Raw genomic sequence first — 23,444 nt, 5'->3', positions numbered from 1 at the left:
AATAGCTACTATTGGCGACCTGAGTGTCCAAACCCGCCCGCACCGCGTACGCTTTCATCACTAAATTCTGCAACCACTTCAAACTCAGGACGGGCAACAGGTACAACGATGTACTGTGCCATACGCTCAGCTGGATTAAGAACAAAGTCTTCGCTACTGCGGTTCCAAATACTAACCATCAGCTCGCCTTGATAGTCGGCATCGATTAGCCCAACTAAATTACCCAAGACGATACCGTGCTTATGACCAAGACCTGAACGCGGTAAAATCATACCTGCATAATTAGGGTCTTGAATATAAACGGCAAGGCCTGTGCCAATTAAATGGGTTTCACCTGCTTTAATCGTTAACGGCTCGTCAATACAAGCGCGCAAATCAATACCTGCACTGCCATCGGTGGCGCGAGTTGGTAGAGAAAACGCTTCGTCTTCAGTAATTTTAGGGTTTACCACTTTAACTTGTACAGCTTGCATAACACACTCACTTAACGATTTGATGGTTTTTAAATTGTGATTTAAAACTAAGGCCTTGAACTAAGGACTAAATAAATCTTATTTGACATTTTTATATAAATAGCAATTCTATATTTTAATTATTCAGCAATTCAGCAATTCAGCAATTCAGCAATTCAGCAAAAAATTAAAGTATCAACACGCTGGCCAATCCTAAAAAGGACATAAAGCCGACGATATCCGTGACAGTCGTTAAGATAACCGAAGCAGATAGAGCAGGATCGATATTCATCCGTTTTAGCATCAGCGGTATGCTGATACCCGAGACATTAGCTGCAGTCATGTTGATTGCAATGGCAAAACCGATGACGGCACTGATCTTAATATCATGAAACCATAACTGAGCAATAAACGCCATAATTATCGCCCAGATGATACCGTTTATCGCACCCACCCACAGCTCTTTATTCAACAGCCAGACACGGTTGGAACCACCGATTTGACCCATCGCCATCCCGCGGATAACGACCGTCAGCGTTTGCGAGCCAGCAATACCGCCCATACTGGCGACTACTGGCATCAATATCGCTAGCGCCACGACTTGTGCTAGTACTTCTTCAAACTGTCCAATCACTGCTGCGGCCAAAAGGGCGGTACATAAATTGATACCTAGCCAGACGCTACGGCTTTTGGCGCTGGTTAGGATGGGGGCAAACAACTCTTCATCTTGGCTAACACCAGCAAGGTTTTTCATGGTGCTGTCGACATCATCTTGGATAATCTCCATGATGTCTTCACCGTTTAGTTGACCAACCAGCTCGCCATGGCTATTGATGACGGGCGCAAAACGGATGTCTTCTGAACGAAAAATCGCGGCGGCATCTTGGATGTCTAAGCGATCATTAATTGTAATGGCAGTATCAATCAGCTCCGAGACCAAGGTATCTTGTCTATGCTTAATTAAATCTACTAGACTCAGTAGCCCTAGTAATTGCTGGCTTTGATCGACAACGAGCAGCTCTTGGCTCTCGTCATCGAGCAGGTCGTCGTTTTCACGCAGCCATTCTTGCACATCCGCCAAATAGATATTATCTCTTATCTGGATAATATCGGGATCCATATAGCTACCCACTTCCCAGTCGGCATAGGTATCAAGTTTGTTGACTTGAACCCGCGTCTCTTCGTCGAGCGTTGCCATGACTGAGGTACGTACGCTCTCAGTGACAGTGTCCAAAATCTCAGAGATATCTTGCGCATCAAGATCTTGGGTAAACAACGATATTTCTTGAGAAGAAATATTCTCCATCAATGGCTGGCGCGTATCGACATCTAGCTCGGCAAGCACTTCACCTTTGATATGTTCTGGCACCTGCGCCCAAATCAACAGACGGTTTTGAGTTGGGAAGGACTCTAGTAGGTTGGCAATCTCGTATTCGGACTGCTTTTCTAAAAACTCTGTAATGGCCTCGTACGCTTTATCAGCAACCAAACCCTGCAGATACAGAAGCTTATATTCGGCACTATATTCAGCCGAATTATAATCTCCTGACAGCATGGCAGTTCGTTCCTGATTGGGCGTCGGGGTAGGCATAAGTGTTCCAAGTTTTTACAGTCAATTTTTTATAGTATATAAAGAACAATAACAATGATGATTATAACAATCGTTTTTTGCACAGTCTAAAGCGTGTTCTCGCAAGCATTTTACTTAGGTGTTTATTACTCAGGTGCTTAAATATTTTGGTTAAGATTAACGCTTACCCAGTAACGCTCGAATATTGGCCAGATATTCGTCAGCAACAGCTTCTGGATCTTTGGTCGCTTTTTTCTTTTTCGCTTTGGCAGGCCAGTCAATATGATCTTCAGGCAGCTCATCCAAAAATCTTGATTCTGAGGTAACGCGCATCTGACCACCGGCACGGCGCTGGGTCGCGAGCGTCAATGTCAGCTCACGGCGCGCACGGGTAATGCCCACGTACATCAGACGGCGCTCTTCTTCGACTGTCTCACTCATGATAGAGTTGCGATGCGGTAACATCTCTTCCTCAAGACCCATAATATAAACAAAATCAAACTCCAAGCCCTTTGCCGCATGCAAGGTCATCAAGTTGACTTTGTTAGTGTTCTCTTCTTCTTGCTGTTGCTCAAGCATATCAAGCAGAACCAGCTTACGAATGATGGTATCAATCGTTCGGTCTTCATCTTCTTCAGCGCGATTAATCAAGGACTGAATACTGGTGTACAGCATATCGATATTATCAATACGGTTTTTTTCTTGTTGCGGCGTTTTGGCATCGCTACGGACAAAGTCAATATAACCTGTCTCATCAATCATCTGGCGTACGATAGGTACAGGGTCTGGGTGTTGATCCAGCTCACGCGTATAGTGCTCAATGAATTCACCAAACTCTTTTATCGTACCATAAGCCTTTGATGGCAATACATGAGTCAGACCAGCGTGGGTACAAGAGGCCAGTAGCGATATGCTGTGCTCTTGCGCAAACAAACCGAGTTTTTCTAGCGTGGCTGGTCCCATACCTCGCTTAGGTGTATTGATAATACGTAAAAACGCGCTGTCATCTTCGGGGTTCAAAATCAGGCGTAGATAGCCCATGATGTCTTTGATTTCACTACGCGCAAAGAATGATTGACCACCCGATAATTTATAAGGCACTTGCAGCTGGCGTAATTGTGCCTCTAGCATACGTGCTTGAAAGTTACTACGGTACAGAACCGCATACTGTTCCCACTCGTTGCCAAAACGTAGCTTGTGTGTGACGATTTCTTTGGCCACGCGCTCCGATTCATCATCGTCATTACGGCAGTTAATAATGCGGATTTTTTCGCCTTGACCTTTATCTGACCACAGTTTTTTCTCGAATAAATGCTCGTTATTTAGAATGACGGCGTTGGCAGAGGTCAAGATACGTGTGGTTGAGCGGTAATTTTGCTCTAGCATGACAATTTTGAGCTTAGGAAAATCTTCCTTTAGCAGTGCCATGTTTTCAGGTTTTGCCCCGCGCCATGCATAGATGGATTGGTCATCATCGCCAACCACCGTAAAGCGACCTTGCGGGCCAACCAAATATTTAATCATTTCGTACTGGGCCGTATTGGTATCTTGATACTCATCGACTAAGAGGTAACGAATGCGGTTTTGCCATTTATCACGCAGCTCTCTATTTTCACGCAATATCTTGGTTGGTAGTACAATCAAGTCATCAAAATCGACAGCGTTATAAGCACGCAGATTACGCTCGTATAATGCATATAACGTGGCAAAAATCATATCTTCGGGATCGTCTAACGTTTCCATTGCCTTGTCAGGCTCAATCAGATCGTTTTTCCAATCCGAAATCATTTTTATCGCTTTGCCGACCAACTCACGACTTTCAGCGCCACTTAGGTTGTCACGCATCATCAGCTCCATCAGCAGTCGCTTGCTGTCGTCGCTGTCCATGATAGAGAAGTTACCCTTTAGCGGGGTATGAATCAGCTCATAGCGCAAAAACTGTAGGCCGAACTGGTGAAAGGTCGATACGGTCAGACCGCGCATCTTTTCACTGGGCAGCAGTTTGCTGACACGGGCTTTCATCTCGCGTGCGGCTTTATTGGTGAAGGTTACGGCGGTGATGCGCTCAGCTGGCATGTCACATTCTTGGATTAGGTAAGCAATCTTACGCGTAATCACAGAGGTTTTGCCGGAGCCCGCACCTGCAAGTACAAGTAATGGACCAGATACGTAGAGCATGGCTTCTTGTTGTTTGGGATTGAGTTGACTCATAACGTGACCTGTAAGACAAAAGCAAAAAAGAGGGTAGCGCTGATATGACAAAGATAGTTAAACGCAGCGCGCATCATCAAAACTCGTATCGTTGCGATATTTTAATAATCTTTATTATAAGAATAATAGAATTTAAGGTTTGATGATGGCATATCATAAAAATCTGGTGAGTCATTATAAAGCAAAAATGCTCACTTTGGGGGAGGACTTGGATGATGAAAGTGGGGTATTCGGACACTTGATTTTTGACAAATAGCGTGGCAGTGTTTGCTCGTAGCCAAAAGTACGGATTTGGGGTTAATATAAGGTAAGGTCTATATCATAATTCATAGTAAAAAAAACACATTTTTTTTACACAGAAAGTGACCGTTCAATACAGTTAAAAACTAGCTTTTAGGCACTGATATGCGTATAGTACATAAATAATTTATGCCAGTTGTCACGTCATTGTTGACCACGTGTAATGAGCTATTAAATCAATTAAGTAAGCAGTCAGATATGATATTGATTTAATACGTTGATCTTACGTTGTTAGAAGATGCGTTGGGCGACCAGCCTTTATCCGCGCGCATACCGGAATCTCTACAGTTGGTCACGTCTGACATCGTCGTCAATAAGCTTGATAATTGGTTGTTACCAGCAAAATACCTAACATGTGACTCAATGACAGTTACTTAAACACAGTGACAGTTGCTGAAGTGCAGTGACAATTACTTAAATAAAGTCACTTTTTAAATAAAGTCACTTTGTGTTTTCGTCTGCGTTATACCTGTCGCAACATGGCCTGAGTGGGTCAGTGCTTGCGCTGTGTCTAACACTCGATTGGGTGAGGAGCACGTATTATCATGTCTGCTTTTAATTGGTCAGCCATTGCTTTTATCTTAGCCGCCATTGGGCTAGTTGTCTTTATGCTGGTCGTACCGCGCTTACTTGGCGGTCGCTCTCAAGGCTCACAAAAGGAAGAAGTGTTTGAAGCGGGTGTTGTCGGATCTGGCAACGCCCGTATTCGTTTGTCTGCCAAATTTTATTTGGTCGCAATCTTCTTTGTGATTTTTGATTTAGAGGCGCTATATCTCTACGCTTATGCTGTGTCAGTACGAGAGGCTGGCTGGCTTGGCTTTGCCGCCGCTGGTACGTTTATCACTATTCTAATTATCGGTTTGATTTATGAGCTGAGCTTGGGTGCGATGAACTGGGCACCTGCTGACAAGCTACGCAAAAAAGCACGCTTATATGCGGCGCCTGCAGGCTTTAACTTAGCAGACATCACCAAGTTTGATGGTGCTCATGAGCTAATGGTCGATCCGACAGGTAAAGTACCCGCGCAGTCATCCGGTCAAATCAATGTCTCAAACAACATTGAGACCAATCGTCGTCATCTACAAAACATCGATCATATTAATACCACGGGTAACGTTACTTCTGTGGATTTTGCGACGTCTGCTCAGCAGGACAAAACTGAACGTTAATAGCAGTTGATGCTCAGCTTAGGGCGTTTGCAAAAACGAGCAGCAAAGCATGAAAGCGTCAGTTTTGTTTGTATTAATGATCGCTGATGATTAGCCACTTATTAATAATAAAATTATGGCGACAGCGCGAGCAAGATGATTGCCACGCAAAGCCTAATATGAAGGTTGTATGTTATGAAATACACATTAACAAAAGCCAACCCCGATGCAGATACCTATCCTGCACAGACCAGTCAAACGGTCAATGATCCTATCGAAGATGAAGTAAATAAAAACGTCTTTATGGGTCGTCTCGAAGACCTCGTTCATTCAACAGCAAACTGGGGGCGTAAGAACTCACTTTGGCCATTTAACTTTGGTACCTCTTGCTGTTATGTTGAATACGCTACTACCTTAACCGCCGTCCATGATTTGTCACGTTTTGGGGCAGAGGTTATTCGTGCCTCGCCTCGTCAGGCGGATGTCATGATCGTCGCTGGTACTTGCTTCGTCAAGATGGCCCCTGTCATCCAGCGCCTATATGAGCAGATGCTTGAGCCAAAATGGGTTATCTCTATGGGTGCCTGTGCCAACTCGGGCGGCATGTACGATATTTATTCTGTCGTACAAGGCGTCGATAAGATTATCCCTGTTGATGTCTATGTACCAGGTTGTCCGCCGCGTCCAGAAGCGCTTATTCAGGGTTTGATGTTGTTACAAGAATCTATTACTAAAGAGCGTCGTCCGCTGGGTATCCATGTCAATGAGCAGGGTATCTATCAGCCGCAAATGACGCCTGAGCGTGACCGCAAGCAGGCAGATCGTATCGCTGTCAAAAACTTGCGCAGTCCAGACAGTATTTAAGTTCTAGACAGCATCTAGACTTGTAGCATTCGTTTCAATATTTTATGCGCTTATCATAGTTCAGTTATGATTAATGAAGGAATACATCATTCATGGTCACGGTAGTCGAAAACATAGATCCTAAGATTAAGCCTGTCCCAGCGGTTATCAAAGAGCTGGAGCAGAAATATGCCGGTAAGTTTGTCGTGCAGCACACTGTTGATGAGATTCCAACAGTGTGGGTTGCGCGTGCGGATTTGCTCGATGTCCTCTTATTTCTGCGTAAATTGCCCCAGCCGTATGTCATGCTATTTGACTTGTCAGCGATAGATGAGCGTTTACGCCAGCATCGCGCAGGGTTGCCTGACAGTGACTTTACGGTGTTTTATCACTTGATGTCGCTTGAGCGTAATAGTGATGTACGTATCAAGGTCGCGTTAAGCGAAGACGATGTCAATGTACCGAGCGCCACCAATATTTGGCCAAACGCCAACTGGTATGAGCGTGAAGTGTGGGACATGTTTGGTATTGTCTTTACAGGTCATCCGCATTTGACCCGTATTTTATTACCGAAATACTGGGAAGGTCATCCACTGCGTAAAGAGTACCATGCGCGCGCGACGGAATTTACCCCATATTTCTTGAACACCGCTAAACAGCAATACGAGCAAGAAAACTTGCGTTTTGTCCCAGAAGAGTGGGGCATGAAGCGTTCGGGACGTGATGAAGACTTTATGTTCTTGAACATCGGTCCTAACCATCCCTCTGCTCACGGTGCCTTCCGTTTGGTGCTACAGCTTGACGGTGAAGAAGTCGTCGATTGTATCCCTGATATCGGCTATCACCATCGCGGTGCAGAAAAAATGGCTGAGCGTCAAACTTGGCATTCATTTATTCCTTATACCGACCGTATTGATTATCTCGGCGGTGTAATGAATGAACTACCGTACATCATGTCGGTCGAAAAGTTGGCTGGAATTACCATTCCACCGCGCGCTGAAACTATCCGCGTGATGATGAGCGAGTTTTTCCGTATTACCAATAACTTACTATTCGTCGGTACGTTCATTCAGGATGCGGGCGGTATGACCCCTGTATTCTATATGTTTACCGATCGCCAAAAAGCCTATGACGTTATCGAAGCCGTGACTGGCTATCGTATGCATCCAGCTTGGTTCCGTATCGGTGGTACGGCTGCTGATCTGCCACGTGGCTGGCAGCGTTTGGTTCGTGAGTTCTTAGATTGGATGCCAAAACGTCTGGACGAATATGTCAAAGCGGCATTACAAAACAGCGTGCTCAAAGGCCGTACCCAAGGGGTTGCTCAGTATAATGCTAAGCAAGCACTTGCTTGGGGCGTGACGGGCGCAGGTCTGCGTGCGACAGGCGTTGATTTTGACCTGCGTAAAGCGCGTCCATACATGGGCTATGAGAATTACGACTTTGAAGTGCCAGTTGGCTACAACGGTGATGCTTATGATCGCTGTATGGTCAAAGTCGAAGAGATGCGTCAGTCGTTACGTATCATCCGTCAATGTATGGACAATATGCCACAAGGTCCTTACAAAGCGGATCATCCGCTGGCCGTACCTCCGCCAAAAGACCGTACATTGAATGATATCGAAACGCTTATTAATCACTTTATCTCAGTATCTTGGGGTCCTGTGATGCCAGCGGGCGAATGTACAACGATCGTCGAGGCGACTAAAGGTCTGAACAGTTATTACATCACCTCAGACAAGGCCACGATGAGCTATCGTACCCGTATCCGCACACCGACATTTGCGCATTTGCAGCAGATGCCATCGGTCATCAATGGCTCGCTGGTTTCTGATGCCATTATGTATTTGGCATCGATCGATATTGTGATGGCGGATTGTGATCGTTAAGATCTTGATCTTTAAGGTCAAAACCGCTGCTTCAAAAGTATTTGTTCATCAATATATTATTGCCTGATGGCACACCAAAATGCTGTCATTCGCCAATATAACCACAGTTTTAATCAGACTGATATTGGCTTGTGATAGAGCAGGATGAGTGAGGAAAGACAGAAGATTATGAAAATTGTTTCCGACAAAATGCCAAAAGTAGATGTGGAAAGCATTCTCACTAGTGATGAAATCGCTGCCATTCATGAGTTTATGCATCATTACCCACAGGCGCGTGCTGCCTCGCTAGATGCACTAAAAATCGTGCAAAAGCGCAACGGCTGGGTCGATGATGCGCAAGCAAATGCCATTGCTAATATCCTAGACATCCCGATGTCAGACATGGATGGGGTTGCGACTTTCTTTAACCGTATTTATCGCCAACCTGTCGGTCGCCATGTGATTCTCATATGTGACTCCGTGGCTTGTTATTTGACAGGTTATGAGGCGCTGTCAGCTGAGATTAGATCACAGCTGGGTATTGAGTATGGTCAAACCACTGCTGATGGTCGTTTTACCCTATTGCCAATTTGCTGCTTGGGCAACTGTGATAAGGGACCAGCGGTACTGATTGATGAAGACACTTACGGCCCTGTCCAGCCATCTGAGGTCGCGCAATTATTGGAGCTATACGCATGAGTTTAACGATTTCAGAGCAAATTGCTCGTCGCGGTCAGGGCCAAGCGCCAAGCCAGCTAAATGCACAGCGTGTTCCAATCTATGGTGATAAAGCGACAGCCACTAGCGAAACCAAGCCATTGACGTGGCGTTTGGCGCATCATGATGCGGTGCTTGATTTAGCCACCTATGAATCTCTAAAAGGCTTTACGGGTCTAAAAGAAGCACTATCTAAGTCGCCTAAAGACGTTGGTAATATGATTAAAGCGGCCAATGTTCGAGGTCGCGGTGGTGCAGGTTTTAACGCTGGCCTTAAATGGTCGTTTATGTCACCACCGGATGGTTTGCCGCGTTATCTCATCTGTAATGCTGATGAAATGGAGCCGGGCACATTCAAAGACCGTTTGCTCATGGAGCGTCTACCGTTTCAGCTTATCGAAGGTATGCTCATTACCGCTCATGCGATTGGCGCCACCGACGGTTATATCTTTATCCGCGGTGAGTATATCTTGGCCGCTGAACGTTTGGTCGCTGCTATCGAAGAGTGCTTGGCCAACAATCTCATGGGTAACAACATTCTGGGCTCAGATTTTAGCTTTAATTTGCACGTGCATACGGGTGCTGGACGTTATATCTGCGGTGAAGAAACAGCGCTAATTAATTGTCTAGAAGGACGCCGTGCTAACCCACGTACTAAGCCGCCGTTTCCGCAAATCTCTGGTGCATGGGGTCGTCCAACGGTTGTTAATAACGTTGAAACTCTGTGTAATATGCCAGCGATTTTGAATCATGGCGTTGAATGGTATCAGTCGTTATCTGAAATCAAAGGCAAAAGTAAAACGCCAGGTACCAAACTATTCGGCTGCTCAGGATTGGTCAATGATCCAGGCCTTTGGGAATTACCGTTTGGTTATACAGCTCGCGAAATCATTGAAGATTTAGCGGGTGGTATGAAAGATGGTAAAACACTCAAAGCTTGGCTACCGGGCGGCGCCTCGACTGACTTTTTGACCGCAGAACATTTGGATGTGGTAGTAGATTTTGACACCATTCAAAACGCTGGTAGCCGTATGGGTACTGGTCTGATTATGGTCGTCGATGAATCACAAGACATGGTGCCATTACTGCGCAACCTTGAGATTTTCTTTCAGCGCGAGTCATGCGGTTGGTGTACACCATGCCGTGATGGTCTACCATGGGGCGTTAAACTGCTTACCGCCATCAATGATGGTGAAGGGCAAGTGGGCGATGTAGAAAAACTAGAAGGCCTGACGCGTGATTTATGGATTGGTAAAACATTCTGTGCGCATGCCCCAGGTGCGATGGAACCACTAATGAGTGCGATTAAATATTTCCGTCCAGAGTTTGATCAAAAAATCGCGCAGGCGGTTGGTGTCGATGTTATTGATGCTGCAGCCAACCAACAGCCAGTAGTGAAATAAGGAGAGCGGCATGGCAGTCATACATATTGATGGAACCACTGTCGAAGTAGATAGCGCAGACAACTTGCTACAAGCCTGCTTATCACTCGGCATTGATGTGCCGTATTTTTGTTATCATCCAGCCCTTGGCTCAGTAGGCTCGTGCCGTCAGTGCGCGGTCAAGCAATTCCAAAATAAAGAAGATATGGAAGCAGGTCGCGGTCGTCTCGTGATGTCTTGTATGGTCGCTCCTGGCGATGATATGTACATCTCTGTGACTGACGATGAAGCCAAAGCATTCCGCAAGTCGATGGTTGAGCTACTCATGACCAACCATCCACATGACTGTCCAACCTGTGAAGAGGGCGGACATTGTCATTTGCAGGACATGACCTATATGTCAGGTCATAGCCGTCGTCGCTATCGCTTTACTAAACGCACGCATCATAACCAAGAGCTTGGCCCATTCATCGCGCATGAGATGAACCGTTGTATCGCTTGCTATCGCTGTGTACGTTTTTATAAAGACTATGCGGGCGGCGAAGATTTGGGCGTTTATGGCTCAAACAATCGTGTCTACTTTGGCCGTGATAAAGATGGTCAGTTTGAAAGCGAATTTTCAGGCAACTTGACTGAAGTCTGCCCAACCGGTGTGTTTACTGATAAAACCCACTCTGAGCGCTACAACCGTAAATGGGACATGCAGTATGCGCCAAGCATCTGTCATGGTTGCTCAGCTGGTTGTAATATCTCACCGGGTGAACGTTATGGTGAATTGCGCCGTATCGAAAACCGCTATAACGGCGAAGTAAACCGCTATTTCTTATGTGACCGTGGCCGCTTTGGTTATGGCTATGTCAATCGTGATGATCGTCCAACGCAAGCGCTTGAACGTATCAATGATAAGCATGTCAAAATCAATATTGACTACGCACTTGATGAAACCATCAAACGTATCAAAGATAAAAAAGTTATCGGGATTGGCTCACCACGTGCCAGTTTAGAGACTAACTTTGCGCTAAAAAATCTGGTTGGGTTTGATAACTTTTCAACAGGTTTGAATCACCAGCAGCAAGCACTGGTCAATAAATGCATCGAAGTGCTTAGCACGGAAGGCATTTATAACCCTAGCATGACCGATATCGAAACGCATGATGCGGTGCTCGTATTAGGTGAAGACATCACGCAAACTTCATCACGTGTTGCGCTGTCAGTACGTCAAGCGGCAAAAAATGAAGGCTTGAAAATGGCGGCGGCGCTGCAAACGCAACCTTGGCTTGCTGAACCAGTTAAGCGTATCGCTCAAGATGCGCTAAGTCCAGTCTATGTCATCGATGTAACGCAAACTAAGCTAGAAGATATCAGTAAAGTGAGCGTAGTGGCGACCCCTGAAGACATCACTAAACTTGGTTTTAAAGTTGCTGATGAGATTGCTAATTTCGCTGATGATTTAGCAGACATAGCAGATCCACAAGCAGCTGATGCAAGTGCTGAAACTGACGGTATGCAAGCATTGGCGCAGCAAATAGCTTATGACTTGATTCAGGCTGATAAGCCGTTAGTTGTTTCGGGTAGCAGCTTGTCTTCTACCGCATTGATAGAAGCAGCAGCACAGATTACCCAAGCATTGACTCAAAAACGTGCGGCAATTAAAGCGACTGAGCAGCAGCAGGTTGAGGCACATAATGCCAAAGTACAGGCAGCGCAAGCGAAAGCGGCTAATGACCAACCTGAAGAAGACCAAGATTTATCTGCTAAGCCAAACAAACCTGAAACAGGCGTAAATACAGAAGCTCAAGATGATGTCGAACGTGAGCCTGCTGAAAAACTTGAGTTAAAAGAAGTAAATAACAAGTATCAGGCGCAAGCAGGTATCTATCTAACGGTTCCTGATGCCAATAGCATGGGCGTTTGTATGCTTGGCGGTCAGTCAGTTGAAGAGCTGCTAGCCACTGATTACGATGTGGTTGTGGTTGCAGAAAACCAGCTAACAGATGCGATTGACGCCAATAAATTGACGCAGCTACTGACTGATAAAACGGTCATCGCGTTAGATCATCAGCTCCTTGATTGGCATAAAGACGTCGATATTGTATTGCCAGCGGCTAGCTTTGCAGAAGCAGATGGTACATTGATATCAGCTGAAGGCCGTGCGCAGCGCTTCTTCCAAGTTTACGATAACGAATACTACCATCCAATGAGCAGCATTAAAGAAGGCTGGCGCTGGATACATGCTGTGCATAGCAGTATTGAAGGTCGTGATGTCGACTGGACGCAGTTGGATGATGTCATCAATGCATTGATTGCCACCCATCCTAAACTTGCGGGTATTAAAGGCGCTGCGCCTGATGCTGATTACCGTATAACAGGTCTGAAAATCGCGCGTCAACCGCGTCGTTATTCAGGTCGTACTGCTATGCGCGCGCCAATCTCAGTGCACGAGCCAATGCAGCCAAAAGATTTGGACACTGGTCTGACTTTCTCAATGGAAGGTTATAGCGGCAAAGAAACGCCAAGCTCGATGATTCCTTTTGCCAATGCGGCAGGTTGGAATTCACCGCAAGCATGGAACAAATATCAAGACAAAGTCGGCGGTCATCTGAAAAATGGTGATCCAGGTGTGCGTTTGTTCGATCAGCTAGAGCGCCTAGCCACTCGTCAATATGTGGCGCCAGAAGCGATGTCTTCGAATACAACTGATTTGCAGCAAGGCCAAGCCAAACTGGTACCGATTCATAATATCTATGCCAGCTCAATGATGGCATCACGTAGCCCAATCGTCGCTGAGCAACTGCCTGTTGCTGCATGGCGTATCGGTATGGATGATGCTAAGGACTGGAATATTGCTGCTGGTGATTACTTGGCGATTGAGATTGATAAGCAACAAATCACCTTACCAGTACAGCTGGTCGGTTATTTAGCAGAAGGCTGTATCGGTTACCCAGTTGGGCAGGTGAGCATCATTCACCCATCAATGCCAGCGTCGGTACGTAAAGTGGATGCACCAGTGACGATGATGGGTAGCATGGCTAACGATATGATGAATAATAACGATACTGCGCAAATAAACGCAGCGCCGACCACCACACAGGAGGTGTAATATGCAAGTTACCCGTATTATCCCTGATGTGCCAAGCTTTTTGGCCAATAGCATGAGTTTTGATACTTGGTCTATTCTGTTTTTGGTGGGTCAATCGCTAGTCATCTTTTTAGTCGTAGTATTGGTTGCCGCGATGATGATTATTTATGAGCGCCGCATGCTGGCCTTGTGGCAAGATCGTTATGGTCCAAACCGTGTTGGGCCTTTTGGTTCGTTGCAGTTAGTCGCCGATATGCTCAAAATCTTCTTTAAAGAAGATTGGACACCAAACTTTACCGACAAGTTTATGTTCACGTTGGCACCTGCGGTCGCAATGTTTACTGCCTTGGCTTCATTTGCCATTATTCCTATCTCGCCAACGCTTGGCGTGGTTGATTGGGATATTGGTATTCTGTTTTTCTTTGCTATGGCAGGTATTGCTGTCTATGCGGTGATGTTCGGTGGTTGGGCTTCTGCCAACAAGTTCTCGTTATTGGGCGGCCTACGTTCAGCGGCACAAACCATCAGTTATGAAGTCTTTTTAGGCTTATCTTTGATGGGCGTTGTTGCGCTAACAGGTTCATTTAACCTACGTGCCATTGTTGAAGCGCAAGCAGACGGCTGGTATATCATTCCGCAGTTCTTTGGCTTTCTAACCTTTGTAGTGGCTGGTGTGGCCGTTACGCATAGACATCCATTTGACCAACCAGAAGCAGAGCAAGAGCTGGCTGAAGGTTATCATGTCGAATATTCTGGCATGAAGTTTGGTATGTTCTTCATTGGTGAGTATGTCAACGTTGTCTTGATTTCTGCCTTGATGACTTGCTTGTTCTTTGGCGGTTGGCTTGCGCCGTTCAATTTAGATATTCCATTTATTCCACCAGCTTTTTGGTTCATGATTAAAACGCTGTTCTTTATGACCATGTTTGTTTTGGCTCGAGGCTCACTCATGCGTCCGCGTTATGATCAGGTGATGAACTTTGGCTGGAAAGTATGTCTGCCCGTAACCTTGATCAATCTGTTGATTACGGCTGCGGTCATTTTGATCTTTTCCCCAACGTTATAGTCATTACTAGCCATCACTGATGAACTAGGGTAAAGCTGATAAGGATAATAATCCCATGTTTACTACCATAAAAAAGACCGTCATTGGTATATTTACCATTGTCCGCAGCATGTGGATGGTCAATAGTCATGCGCTCAGACCGCGTGACACCATCCTTTATCCTGAAGAGCCGGTACCTGTACCGCCGCGTTTTCGTGGACGTATTGTCCTAACGCGTGATCCTGATGGAGACGAGCGCTGTGTCGCTTGTAACTTGTGTGCGGTGGCATGTCCGGTAGGGTGTATCTCATTACAAAAAGCCGAGCGTGAAGATGGACGCTGGTATCCAGAGTTTTTCCGTATCAATTTTTCACGCTGTATCTTTTGTGGATTGTGTGAAGAAGCCTGTCCAACGACAGCGATTCAAATGACCCCAGATTTTGAGCTGGGTGAATATAAGCGCCAAGACTTGGTCTACGAAAAAGAGCATTTGCTCATTTCAGGACCAGGTAAATACCCTGATTATAACTATTATCGTGTGACAGGTATGGCGGTAGCAGATAAACCAAAAGGCGCAGCACAAAATGAGTCTGCACCGATTGATCTAAGGAGCTTGCTACCATGATAAGTATTTTGAACCATCCTGAATTGGCTGGGTTTTATTCACTTGCAGCAGTGGCGATATTTGCCAGTCTGCGCGTAGTGACTCAGGCCAATCCAGTGCACGCTATCTTATCGATGATTGTGTCGTTGTTAGCAATTGCTGGGATATTTTTTGTATTAGGTGCGCCGTTTGCAGGAGCATTAGAGATTGTTGTTTATGCTGGTGCCATTATGGTGCTATTCGTCTTTGTCATTATGATGCTTAACTTGGGCATGAGTAATGACGAGCGAGAAGAACGTTGGCTCGATGCAGGCACTTGGGCGATTCCAACAGGGTTGACGATAATTATTGCCGTTGTGCTCTATGCGATGATTGGTCTCAATCATGATGAAGCTGTCATGATGGGTGGCACGACTATCTCTGCCAAAGCAGTCGGTACGGTGTTATTTACCAAATACATTATGCTGGTTGAAGTAGCCGCATTGCTATTATTGGCAGCCTTGGTCGCCGCTTATCATTTAGGTAAAGAGACAGTCGACGATGAGGTCATCGGTAACGATAGCCAAAGTTTCAAGCCAAGCGTAGGCAGTATCAAACAATACGACAATGATAGTACGCTTACACAGCATGACGGCGTAGAAATGGCTAAGCCTTACGAATATAAAGATGTTGACCCGCATGACTATGTAGGTATGAAGGTAGGCATGAAAGCAGGTAGTCAAGTAGGTGCGAACAAAGTTACGCGCAAGGAGTCAGACTAATGGTACTAGCAGCAAGCGTGGCACAAGATGTGTCAAACGTGCCGTTTGCCCACGAGGTGGCAGGCTTAGTACAGCCAGTTGCTGAGGTGCAAAATGTACTGGGTATGATACCCATGAGCCATGGACTGATTTTGGCAGGTATTTTATTTGCTATCGGTCTGTGCGGCGTCATGGTACGACGTAACTTCTTATTTATGCTAATGAGTCTTGAGATCATGATGAATGCGGCAGCATTGGCATTTGTGGTAGCAGGTAGTCGCTGGGTCGATCCAGACGGACAGATTATGTTTATCTTTATTTTGACCTTGGCCGCGGCTGAAGCGTCAATTGGTCTGGCAATATTATTGCGTTTTTATCATCAGCGTGGGCATCTCGATGTCGATAGCGCCAATGAGATGAAAGGATGATGTCATGAGTTTATTACCATTAACCTTTATATTCCCGCTCATTGGCTTTTTGATTTTAGCCTTTATGCGCGACAAGTTATCAGAGACGGTCGCAGCGATTGTTGGCGTAGGTAGCATGCTGTTATCAGCACTATGCACGCTAGTGGTTAGCTATACCTTTTTGACCACCAATCCAGCTGGAACGGTAGTTGAAGTTCCGCTATGGACATGGTTCCAAGTTGGCGATTTTGCCCCACATTTCGGTTTGAGCTTTGATGGTCTTGCATTGACCATGACAGGGGTCATTACTGGGATTGGCTTTTTGATTCATCTGTTTGCCTCTTGGTATATGAAAGGCGACACTGGCTTTGCTCGTTTCTTTAGCTATATGAATTTGTTTGTGGCCAGTATGTTATTACTGGTACTCGCAGATGATTTGTTCTTGCTATATCTCGGTTGGGAAGGCGTGGGTATCTGCTCGTACCTATTGATTGGTTATTATTACCATGATAGAGCCAACGGCCGTGCCGCGATGAAAGCCTTTACCGTCACGCGTGTCGGTGATGTGTTCTTAGCCTTTGGTTTGTTTTTATTATTTCGCGAATTCGGTACGCTTAATATTCAAGAAATTATTACGCGCGCACCAGAAGTGTTCGATGTTAATAACCCAACGATGATGCTTACCACGATGATGTTGGTCGGCGGCGCGATGGGTAAATCAGCGCAGTTGCCACTACACACATGGCTTGCTGATGCGATGGCAGGTCCAACACCAGTATCGGCATTGATTCACGCCGCAACGATGGTCACGGCAGGGGTTTATTTAATCGCCCGTCTACATCCATTGTTTGAGCTGACCCCAGGTATCTTGTTGTATTGGGTTGGCGGCGTAGGGGCATTGACGCTGGTCGTTGCTGGATTCTGTGCGCTCGCGCAAACAGACATCAAACGTATCCTTGCTTATTCGACCATGAGTCAAATTGGCTATATGTTCCTCGCACTTGGCGTAGGCGCATGGCAAGGGGCAATCTTCCATTTGATGACCCATGCTTTCTTTAAAGCATTGCTGTTCTTATCATCAGGTGCGGTCATCCTTGCGGTACATCACGAGCAAGATATCTTTAAGATGGGCGGTCTGCGCAAAAAGATACCATTGGTATTTTGGTGTTATATCGTCGGCGGCGGTGCACTTGCTGCCATACCTTGGGTTACCGTTGGTTTTTATTCTAAAGAAGCAATTCTTTGGGAGACGTATGCCACAGGTCACTTAGTACTATTCTATATGGGTGTATTCGGTGCTTTCTTAACCGCGATTTATACATTCCGTATGATTTGGATCATCTTCTTTGGCGAAGAAAAAACCCATGCGCATAAGCTATCAGGCGTGTCGTACTGGTTACCTTTGACCGTGTTGCTAGTGTTATCTACAGCCGTTGGTGCTTGGATTACGCCACCATTAGATGGGGTATTGCCAGAGAGCATGGGTCATCTATTAGAAGTTGCCGGTCAAGCACATGCTAAGCACACCGCAGAGTATATCGCGATGGGTGCCATGGCAGCAGGTTTGATATTGGCTGCATTATTATATGTCGTCAACAAAGGTCGCTTGCTCACTAGCTTTAAGCGCTCACGTATTGGTGGGGCACTATATCATTGGTGCTATCATGGCCTAGGTTTCGACGCGCTATATGATGTAATTTTTGTAAAACCCTTTTTATTCATCGGCCGCTTACTTAAAGCCGACCCTATCGATAAAACGTGGTTGCTGTTACCTAAGCTAGCTTCAGCTGGTAATAAAGTATTGTCTGCGACACAAACAGGGTCTCTTCGAGGTTATGCCACAAGCTTTGGCTTGGGTATGGCTGTATTGCTGGTGCTGGTAATGATGACGGTGGTGTAAAAGATGATTGAGTTACAACAAACGTGGATGCTACCAGCATTAATCGCAATTCCTTTTATTGCAGGATTGCTATGCTGGGTGGTAGAGCGATTTAATAAACGTCTGCCGCGCTGGATTGCCTTGATCGGTATGATGTTGACCTTTGCTTTGTCATTGGTGCTTTGGCAGCAAGGTGATTTTAGCGGTATGAGTGAGCAAGTCATTGCACCAGATGCTGCAGTGCCTTGGGTAGCAGAATTTAGTGTGCCATGGATACCAAGTTTTGGTATTAGCTTTCACTTAGCGCTAGATGGTTTATCATTGATGATGGTGGCCTTAACAGGGTTGCTTGGTGTGGCAGCCGTTGCTTGTTCGTGGAATGAGATTCAGCGCCGCGTTGGTTTCTTCCACCTAAACTTGCTATGGAGTTTGGGCGGCGTTATTGGTGTTTTCTTAGCCATTGATCTGTTCTTATTCTTCTTCTTTTGGGAGATGATGCTGGTTCCTATCTACTTCTTGATCGCGATTTGGGGTCATGATGTGGTTGGCAAAACCAAAGAATACGCGGCCACCAAGTTCTTTATCTATACCCAAGCGTCTGGGCTTATCATGCTCATCGGTATTTTGGTATTGGTCATTATCAGCTACGCCCAAAAAGGGGTGGTGAGCTTTAACTATAATGACTTGCTCGGTACGTCACTTGGCGGCTGGGAATATCCCATCATGCTGTGCTTCTTCATTGGCTTTGCGGTGAAGTTGCCAATCATTCCTTTCCACGGCTGGTTGCCAGATGCGCATGCGCAGGCACCAACGGCAGGTTCGGTGGATTTGGCAGGGGTGCTCATTAAAACTGCTGCATATGGCTTGATTCGTTTTGTGTTGCCGCTATTTCCAGCAGCGTCACAAGAGTTTGCGCCGATAGCGATTACCCTAGGTACAATTGGTATCTTCTACGGTGCATGGCTTGCATTTATGCAGACTGACATGAAGCGTCTGCTGGCGTACACCAGTATCTCGCACATGGGTTTTGTGGTACTAGCAATTTATGCTGGAACATTGCTCAGCTTACAAGGTCTGATGATTCAGATGCTTGCTCATGGTTTGAGTTCAGCCGCACTATTCATCATGGCAGGACAGCTATATGAGCGTCTGCATACACGCGATTTAACCTTGATGGGTGGTATGTGGGGACAGTTCCGTTACTACGCACCGATACTGATGTTCTTCTGTGCTGCTTTACTAGGTATTCCAGGTACGGGTAACTTCATTGGCGAGTTCATGATTTTATTTGGCTCATTTGCTCAGTACCCAGTGTTTGTGGTTTTTGCGACATTCAGTTTGGTACTAGCAGGCCTTTATTCGCTTATTTTGATTCATCGCGCACTATTTGGTGAAAACAACATCGCCGCATTGGCAGAGCGAGAGACTAAATCACATGGCTTGCCTGCACGTAAATTAAAAGACTTGGGCAAGCGCGAGCTGTCATTACTACTGATGTTAGCTGCTGGTTTGGTATGGCTCGGACTGTACCCACAGCCGTTCCTTGATACCTCAAGTCACGCTATGCAGTGGATCAATAACGCATATATATATAGTCAAGTGACACAGGTAGATGCGTCGCAGCTGCTTGATGTAATGGAGGCACGTTAAGTCATGAATGATATTACGATGAATGATTTGATAGGATTGTTGCCTTACGCGCCGATTATCGCCGTAGTGATTACGGTACTGACGGTTATGATCGCGATTACCTTTAAACGCTCGCACATGGTCACTGGTACGATTACAGTGGCAGGCTTAAACATTGGTTTATTTACCCTTATCGGGCAGATGATCGGTGTGATTGACAGCGGATCTATCGCACCAAACGCTGAGCAGTTATTTGTTATTGATAACTTTGCTCAGTTTAATATGGTGGTGATTTTTATCTGTGCCTTGGCTTGTTGTACGCTGTCTTATGCGTATCTGGCCAACCTAAAAGACAATAAAGAAGAGCTGTACTTGCTCATGCTGCTATCGACTATTGGTGCGTTGCTAATGGTAAGCGCGCAGCATATGGCGTCATTCTTTATGAGCCTAGAGATGCTGTCAGTACCATTATATGGTTTGCTTGCTTATACTTACATGCGCAACCAGTCGCTTGAGTCGGGATTGAAGTATTTGGTATTGTCGGCGACTGCATCAGCGACATTGCTAATGGGTATGGCCTTTATCTATGCAGAAGTAGGCTCACTAGCATTTAAGCCAATCAGCATGGTGCTAGGCAATATCTTTGAGTCGCCACTACTGATATTAGGCGCGGCAATGATGATGTTTGGTATCGCCTTTAAACTCTCGGCTGCTCCTTTCCATATGTGGACGCCAGATGTTTATGAAGGTGCACCAGCGCCTATCGCTACCTTTTTAGCATCCGTATCAAAAGTGGCGATGATGGCACTAGCCGTGCGTTTCTTAATCGATACTGCTTTGCTAGCATTGCCATCAGTGCAAATGCTATTGATGGTCATGGCCACTTTATCTATCTTGGTAGGTAACTTGTTGGCAGTACGTCAAACTAGCCTTAAGCGTCTACTCGGTTACTCATCTATTGCCCATATGGGTTATGTGATGATCGTGATTGTCAGCATTGGCTCGGCCGCTGATAGTATCTCTAGTATGTATATGGCGGTTTATGCCTTTACCTCTATCGGTGCCTTTGGTGTAGTGACGTTGATGTCGAGTCCGTATCGCTTATCTGGTGAAGCTGATGAGTTGACGCATTATCAAGGGCTATTCTGGCGTCGTCCATTATTGACCGCTGTCATGACTATCATGATGTTGTCATTGGCTGGTATTCCGTTGACGGCAGGCTTTATCACTAAGCTATTTGCTATCTTAGCTGCGGTACAAGGCACCAACTGGTTCTTGGCTGCGATGATTATCTTGGGCAGTGCGATTGGTCTATTCTACTACTTACGCGTTTTACTCACGCTGTTCAAACGTCCTAAGCAGTTCATCGAGTTTGACGTGTCTGGGCAATGGGGTATTCGTACCGGTGGTATCATGGTCATTGCTGTGACGGCGATTATTCTATTCTTTGGTATCTTGCCAAATAGTATGATTGAGTGGGCAAGTTTGGCTCGCATTTGGTAATGTCGCTGAGTTAATACGGCAGATAAGTCGCTGCGATCTATCTGTTGTTACGGTTAAAAAACCAAGATGCGCCAGCTTTATGATAAGCTTGGCGCATCTTTTTTTATGCTTACCTTTTTGGTATTTATTTTCTTTTGCCTATCAAAGGTATCTTATAAAAATACAGTTTAATAAAGTATAAGTGACGAATAATTATGAGTGATAATATTCAAACAGTAACGGTGCTCAGTAAAACTACATGGACGCCGAACTTATTTAGCTTTACCGTCAGCCGTCCCGATAGTTTTAAGTTTACAGCGGGGCAGTTTGTACGCTTGGGCGTCAATCCTAGTCAATTAAAATATTATCAACAGATTGAGGCAGGTGATGAAACTGCTGATAGTGCATTGAATGAAGATGTCTTTCGCGCGTATTCGATTGTCTCTTCGCCCTTTGATGAGGTGATAGAATTCTTTTCTATCGTAATTCCTGACGGTGCATTTACCTCGCAATTGCAGCACCTACAAGTGGGCGATGAGCTACTGCTTAATACCATGCCATTTGGGTTTTTGACGTTAGCACGTTACCAAAAACCATTGCCAAAAGACTTATGGCTGCTAGCAACAGGGACTGGTTTAGCACCGTTCTTATCGATGCTACAAGATTTAAAAACATGGGAAGATTACGAGCACATTGTATTGGCTTATAGCGCACGCTCGCTCGATGAACTTGCTTACGTCGAGAAAATAGAGAGTTTACAAGAAGATTTTGGCGCGCTGGTTGATAATCCCGCTAAACTTATCTTTATCCCAATCGTCACTCGTGAGCCTGTCGAAGGCGCGTTGTCAGAGCGTCTGCCGAAGCTATTACTAGAAGGCACATTAGAGAAGCAGGCGGGTATTGCGTTGGATATCGATACTACCCATGTCATGCTATGTGGCAACCCAGATATGGTAGAAGATACTAAAGAGGCGTTAAAGACATTGGGACTGGTGATGAATCGCCGCGGTGAGGGCAATATTGCCGTAGAGAACTACTGGTAGTTATCGACTTTCATAAAAAAACGCTGCATTTATAAGGCAATAACCTGTAAGATGCAGCGTTTTTTATAAGATAAAGCATTAGAGAGCTATTCTTGGCTTGGTTCAGTCGCATCGTCTACGGGGTTAATAGGGCCTTGCATTAATTCAGGATCATCATCATCACCGATGATATCTTCGTTACTGCTGGCTGCCAGTAAATCACGATAGTTGATTTGAGCCTTCAAAATCATTTGCTCTTCTTCTAGCTCGCCATAATTTATCTGTACCTTATGCAAGGTACTCATGATTTTTTTGTTGTTTTTTAACCAACGATGGATATCGAGATAAATCACTTCGTCTTTTGCGCGAGCAATATTGACGTACGACAGAATAAAGCCTAAAGGGTCTTTTTTGAGGACGCTATGATAAAACCAAATCGCAAGTTTGACGCCTTGGCGTTTCACGAAAGATTCGCAGCGCAGATTTAAGATATCGGTATAAGTTTGCTGACCAAATACAAAGCGCTGCACATTGCGATCGAGCTGAACGTGAACTAAGCTAAAGTTACTTGCCACCTCAGCATAGATGCCGCCTGCATTGACAGTGCAGTACAAACGAAACCAATCATCATGCATCTCGACGCGTAGCTCTAAAATGGCTTTTACATTGTCGGTGACGAATTTTTGTAGTGCATCATTAACGTAAGTCTGTGCCACGGGCAATGACAACTCATCTTCGAACTTGTCCGTCGTCTTATTATAGATATCTTTAACCGATTGGGCGATACGCTCCCAACCACTGCCGAATGACTCGTCAAAACGATAGCCAATACTCTCGAAGAACTCATCAAAATTGTCTGAATTATTCACGTTATCAAAGTCACTCAAACTTATTATCCTTATAGGGCGCGTCATTCAATCGGTGACGTAAAAATGGCTAAACAAACTTTGCAGGCTATCATTAATTTAAACGAAAGCTAATCATCTATAATTTCTGAATATCTACGACCATTAGTAATTTTTATACTGATAGGTAGCAAAAGCGAAAAACTGACCTTTGATACTAG

18 protein-coding genes are annotated in these 23,444 nt (G+C 45.4%); 14 read left to right on the top strand and 4 right to left on the bottom strand.

Translation table 11 applies throughout. The features are described 5' to 3' along the window. Positions 1-8: 8 nt before the first annotated feature. The 3 genes from dut to QL886_RS08965 all read right to left on the bottom strand — a co-directional run bounded on the left by dut (position 9) and on the right by QL886_RS08965 (position 4,233). Complete coding sequence (dut, locus tag QL886_RS08975) at positions 9-473, bottom strand: dUTP diphosphatase (RefSeq protein WP_290178438.1); 465 nt, start codon at positions 471-473, stop codon at positions 9-11. 166 nt (positions 474-639) lie between these two features. Then, entirely contained in the window at positions 640-2,043 is a 1,404-nt protein-coding gene (gene mgtE / locus QL886_RS08970; RefSeq protein ID WP_290178437.1) for a magnesium transporter, read from the bottom strand. Between the two features lie 156 nt (positions 2,044-2,199). Further along, positions 2,200-4,233: a UvrD-helicase domain-containing protein gene (locus tag QL886_RS08965; RefSeq protein ID WP_290178436.1), complete on the bottom strand. Its 2,034-nt coding sequence runs from the start codon at positions 4,231-4,233 to the stop codon at positions 2,200-2,202. Positions 4,234-5,078: 845 nt separating this feature from the next. Here QL886_RS08965 and ndhC point away from each other — a divergent pair. From ndhC to QL886_RS08895, 14 genes are all read left to right on the top strand, one after another. Continuing rightward, entirely contained in the window at positions 5,079-5,702 is a 624-nt protein-coding gene (gene ndhC, locus QL886_RS08960; RefSeq protein ID WP_102091044.1) for an NADH-quinone oxidoreductase subunit A, read from the top strand. 174 nt (positions 5,703-5,876) lie between these two features. Further along, positions 5,877-6,545: an NADH-quinone oxidoreductase subunit B gene (locus QL886_RS08955; protein ID WP_101206265.1), complete on the top strand. Its 669-nt coding sequence runs from the start codon at positions 5,877-5,879 to the stop codon at positions 6,543-6,545. 92 nt (positions 6,546-6,637) lie between these two features. Next, on the top strand, positions 6,638-8,413 hold the full coding sequence (gene nuoC / locus QL886_RS08950; RefSeq protein ID WP_194196868.1) for an NADH-quinone oxidoreductase subunit C/D: 1,776 nt from the start codon (positions 6,638-6,640) through the stop codon (positions 8,411-8,413). A gap of 168 nt (positions 8,414-8,581) precedes the next feature. Then, positions 8,582-9,091 (top strand): NADH-quinone oxidoreductase subunit NuoE, encoded by a 510-nt coding sequence (nuoE, locus tag QL886_RS08945; protein WP_057758927.1) that lies wholly within the window; start codon positions 8,582-8,584, stop codon positions 9,089-9,091. Next, a complete protein-coding gene (nuoF, locus tag QL886_RS08940; protein ID WP_238053285.1) occupies positions 9,088-10,512 on the top strand; it encodes an NADH-quinone oxidoreductase subunit NuoF in 1,425 nt (474 codons plus the stop codon). Before nuoE ends, nuoF begins: the two co-directional genes overlap by 4 nt. Before the next feature lie 10 nt (positions 10,513-10,522). Then, positions 10,523-13,591 (top strand): NADH-quinone oxidoreductase subunit NuoG, encoded by a 3,069-nt coding sequence (gene nuoG / locus QL886_RS08935; RefSeq protein ID WP_290178430.1) that lies wholly within the window; start codon positions 10,523-10,525, stop codon positions 13,589-13,591. Positions 13,592-13,643: 52 nt separating this feature from the next. After that, on the top strand, positions 13,644-14,636 hold the full coding sequence (gene nuoH, locus QL886_RS08930; RefSeq protein WP_179798733.1) for an NADH-quinone oxidoreductase subunit NuoH: 993 nt from the start codon (positions 13,644-13,646) through the stop codon (positions 14,634-14,636). A gap of 55 nt (positions 14,637-14,691) precedes the next feature. Further along, the gene (gene nuoI, locus QL886_RS08925; protein WP_010198902.1) at positions 14,692-15,240 is read left to right on the top strand and encodes an NADH-quinone oxidoreductase subunit NuoI; all 549 of its coding nucleotides are present in this window, start codon (positions 14,692-14,694) and stop codon (positions 15,238-15,240) included. After that, complete coding sequence (gene nuoJ, locus QL886_RS08920) at positions 15,237-15,980, top strand: NADH-quinone oxidoreductase subunit J (RefSeq protein WP_290178429.1); 744 nt, start codon at positions 15,237-15,239, stop codon at positions 15,978-15,980. The genes nuoI and nuoJ overlap by 4 nt, the downstream gene beginning before the upstream one ends. Before the next feature lie 98 nt (positions 15,981-16,078). Further along, positions 16,079-16,387, top strand: coding sequence for an NADH-quinone oxidoreductase subunit NuoK (nuoK, locus tag QL886_RS08915; RefSeq protein WP_025653102.1), 309 nt, complete (start codon positions 16,079-16,081; stop codon positions 16,385-16,387). Positions 16,388-16,391: 4 nt separating this feature from the next. After that, a complete protein-coding gene (nuoL, locus tag QL886_RS08910; RefSeq protein ID WP_290178428.1) occupies positions 16,392-18,266 on the top strand; it encodes an NADH-quinone oxidoreductase subunit L in 1,875 nt (624 codons plus the stop codon). Between the two features lie 3 nt (positions 18,267-18,269). Next, complete coding sequence (gene nuoM / locus QL886_RS08905; protein WP_290178427.1) at positions 18,270-19,895, top strand: NADH-quinone oxidoreductase subunit M; 1,626 nt, start codon at positions 18,270-18,272, stop codon at positions 19,893-19,895. Between the two features lie 3 nt (positions 19,896-19,898). Next, entirely contained in the window at positions 19,899-21,377 is a 1,479-nt protein-coding gene (locus QL886_RS08900; RefSeq protein WP_160021573.1) for an NADH-quinone oxidoreductase subunit N, read from the top strand. A 194-nt stretch (positions 21,378-21,571) separates the two neighbouring features. Continuing rightward, positions 21,572-22,399 carry a ferredoxin--NADP reductase gene (locus QL886_RS08895; protein WP_290178426.1) on the top strand — a complete coding sequence of 276 codons (828 nt, stop codon included), beginning with the start codon at positions 21,572-21,574 and terminating at the stop codon, positions 22,397-22,399. Positions 22,400-22,485: 86 nt separating this feature from the next. Here the strand turns inward: QL886_RS08895 and QL886_RS08890 are convergent, their stop codons facing one another. Then, positions 22,486-23,265 carry a hypothetical protein gene (locus tag QL886_RS08890; protein WP_290178425.1) on the bottom strand — a complete coding sequence of 260 codons (780 nt, stop codon included), beginning with the start codon at positions 23,263-23,265 and terminating at the stop codon, positions 22,486-22,488. Between the last annotated feature and the right edge of the window lie 179 nt (positions 23,266-23,444).

This window comes from Psychrobacter sp. APC 3281 (genome assembly GCF_030407815.1).
Lineage (GTDB): Bacteria > Pseudomonadota > Gammaproteobacteria > Pseudomonadales > Moraxellaceae > Psychrobacter.
The sequence above is the reverse complement of the archived record's forward strand: the minus strand, read 5'-3'. Positions and strand labels throughout refer to the sequence as shown.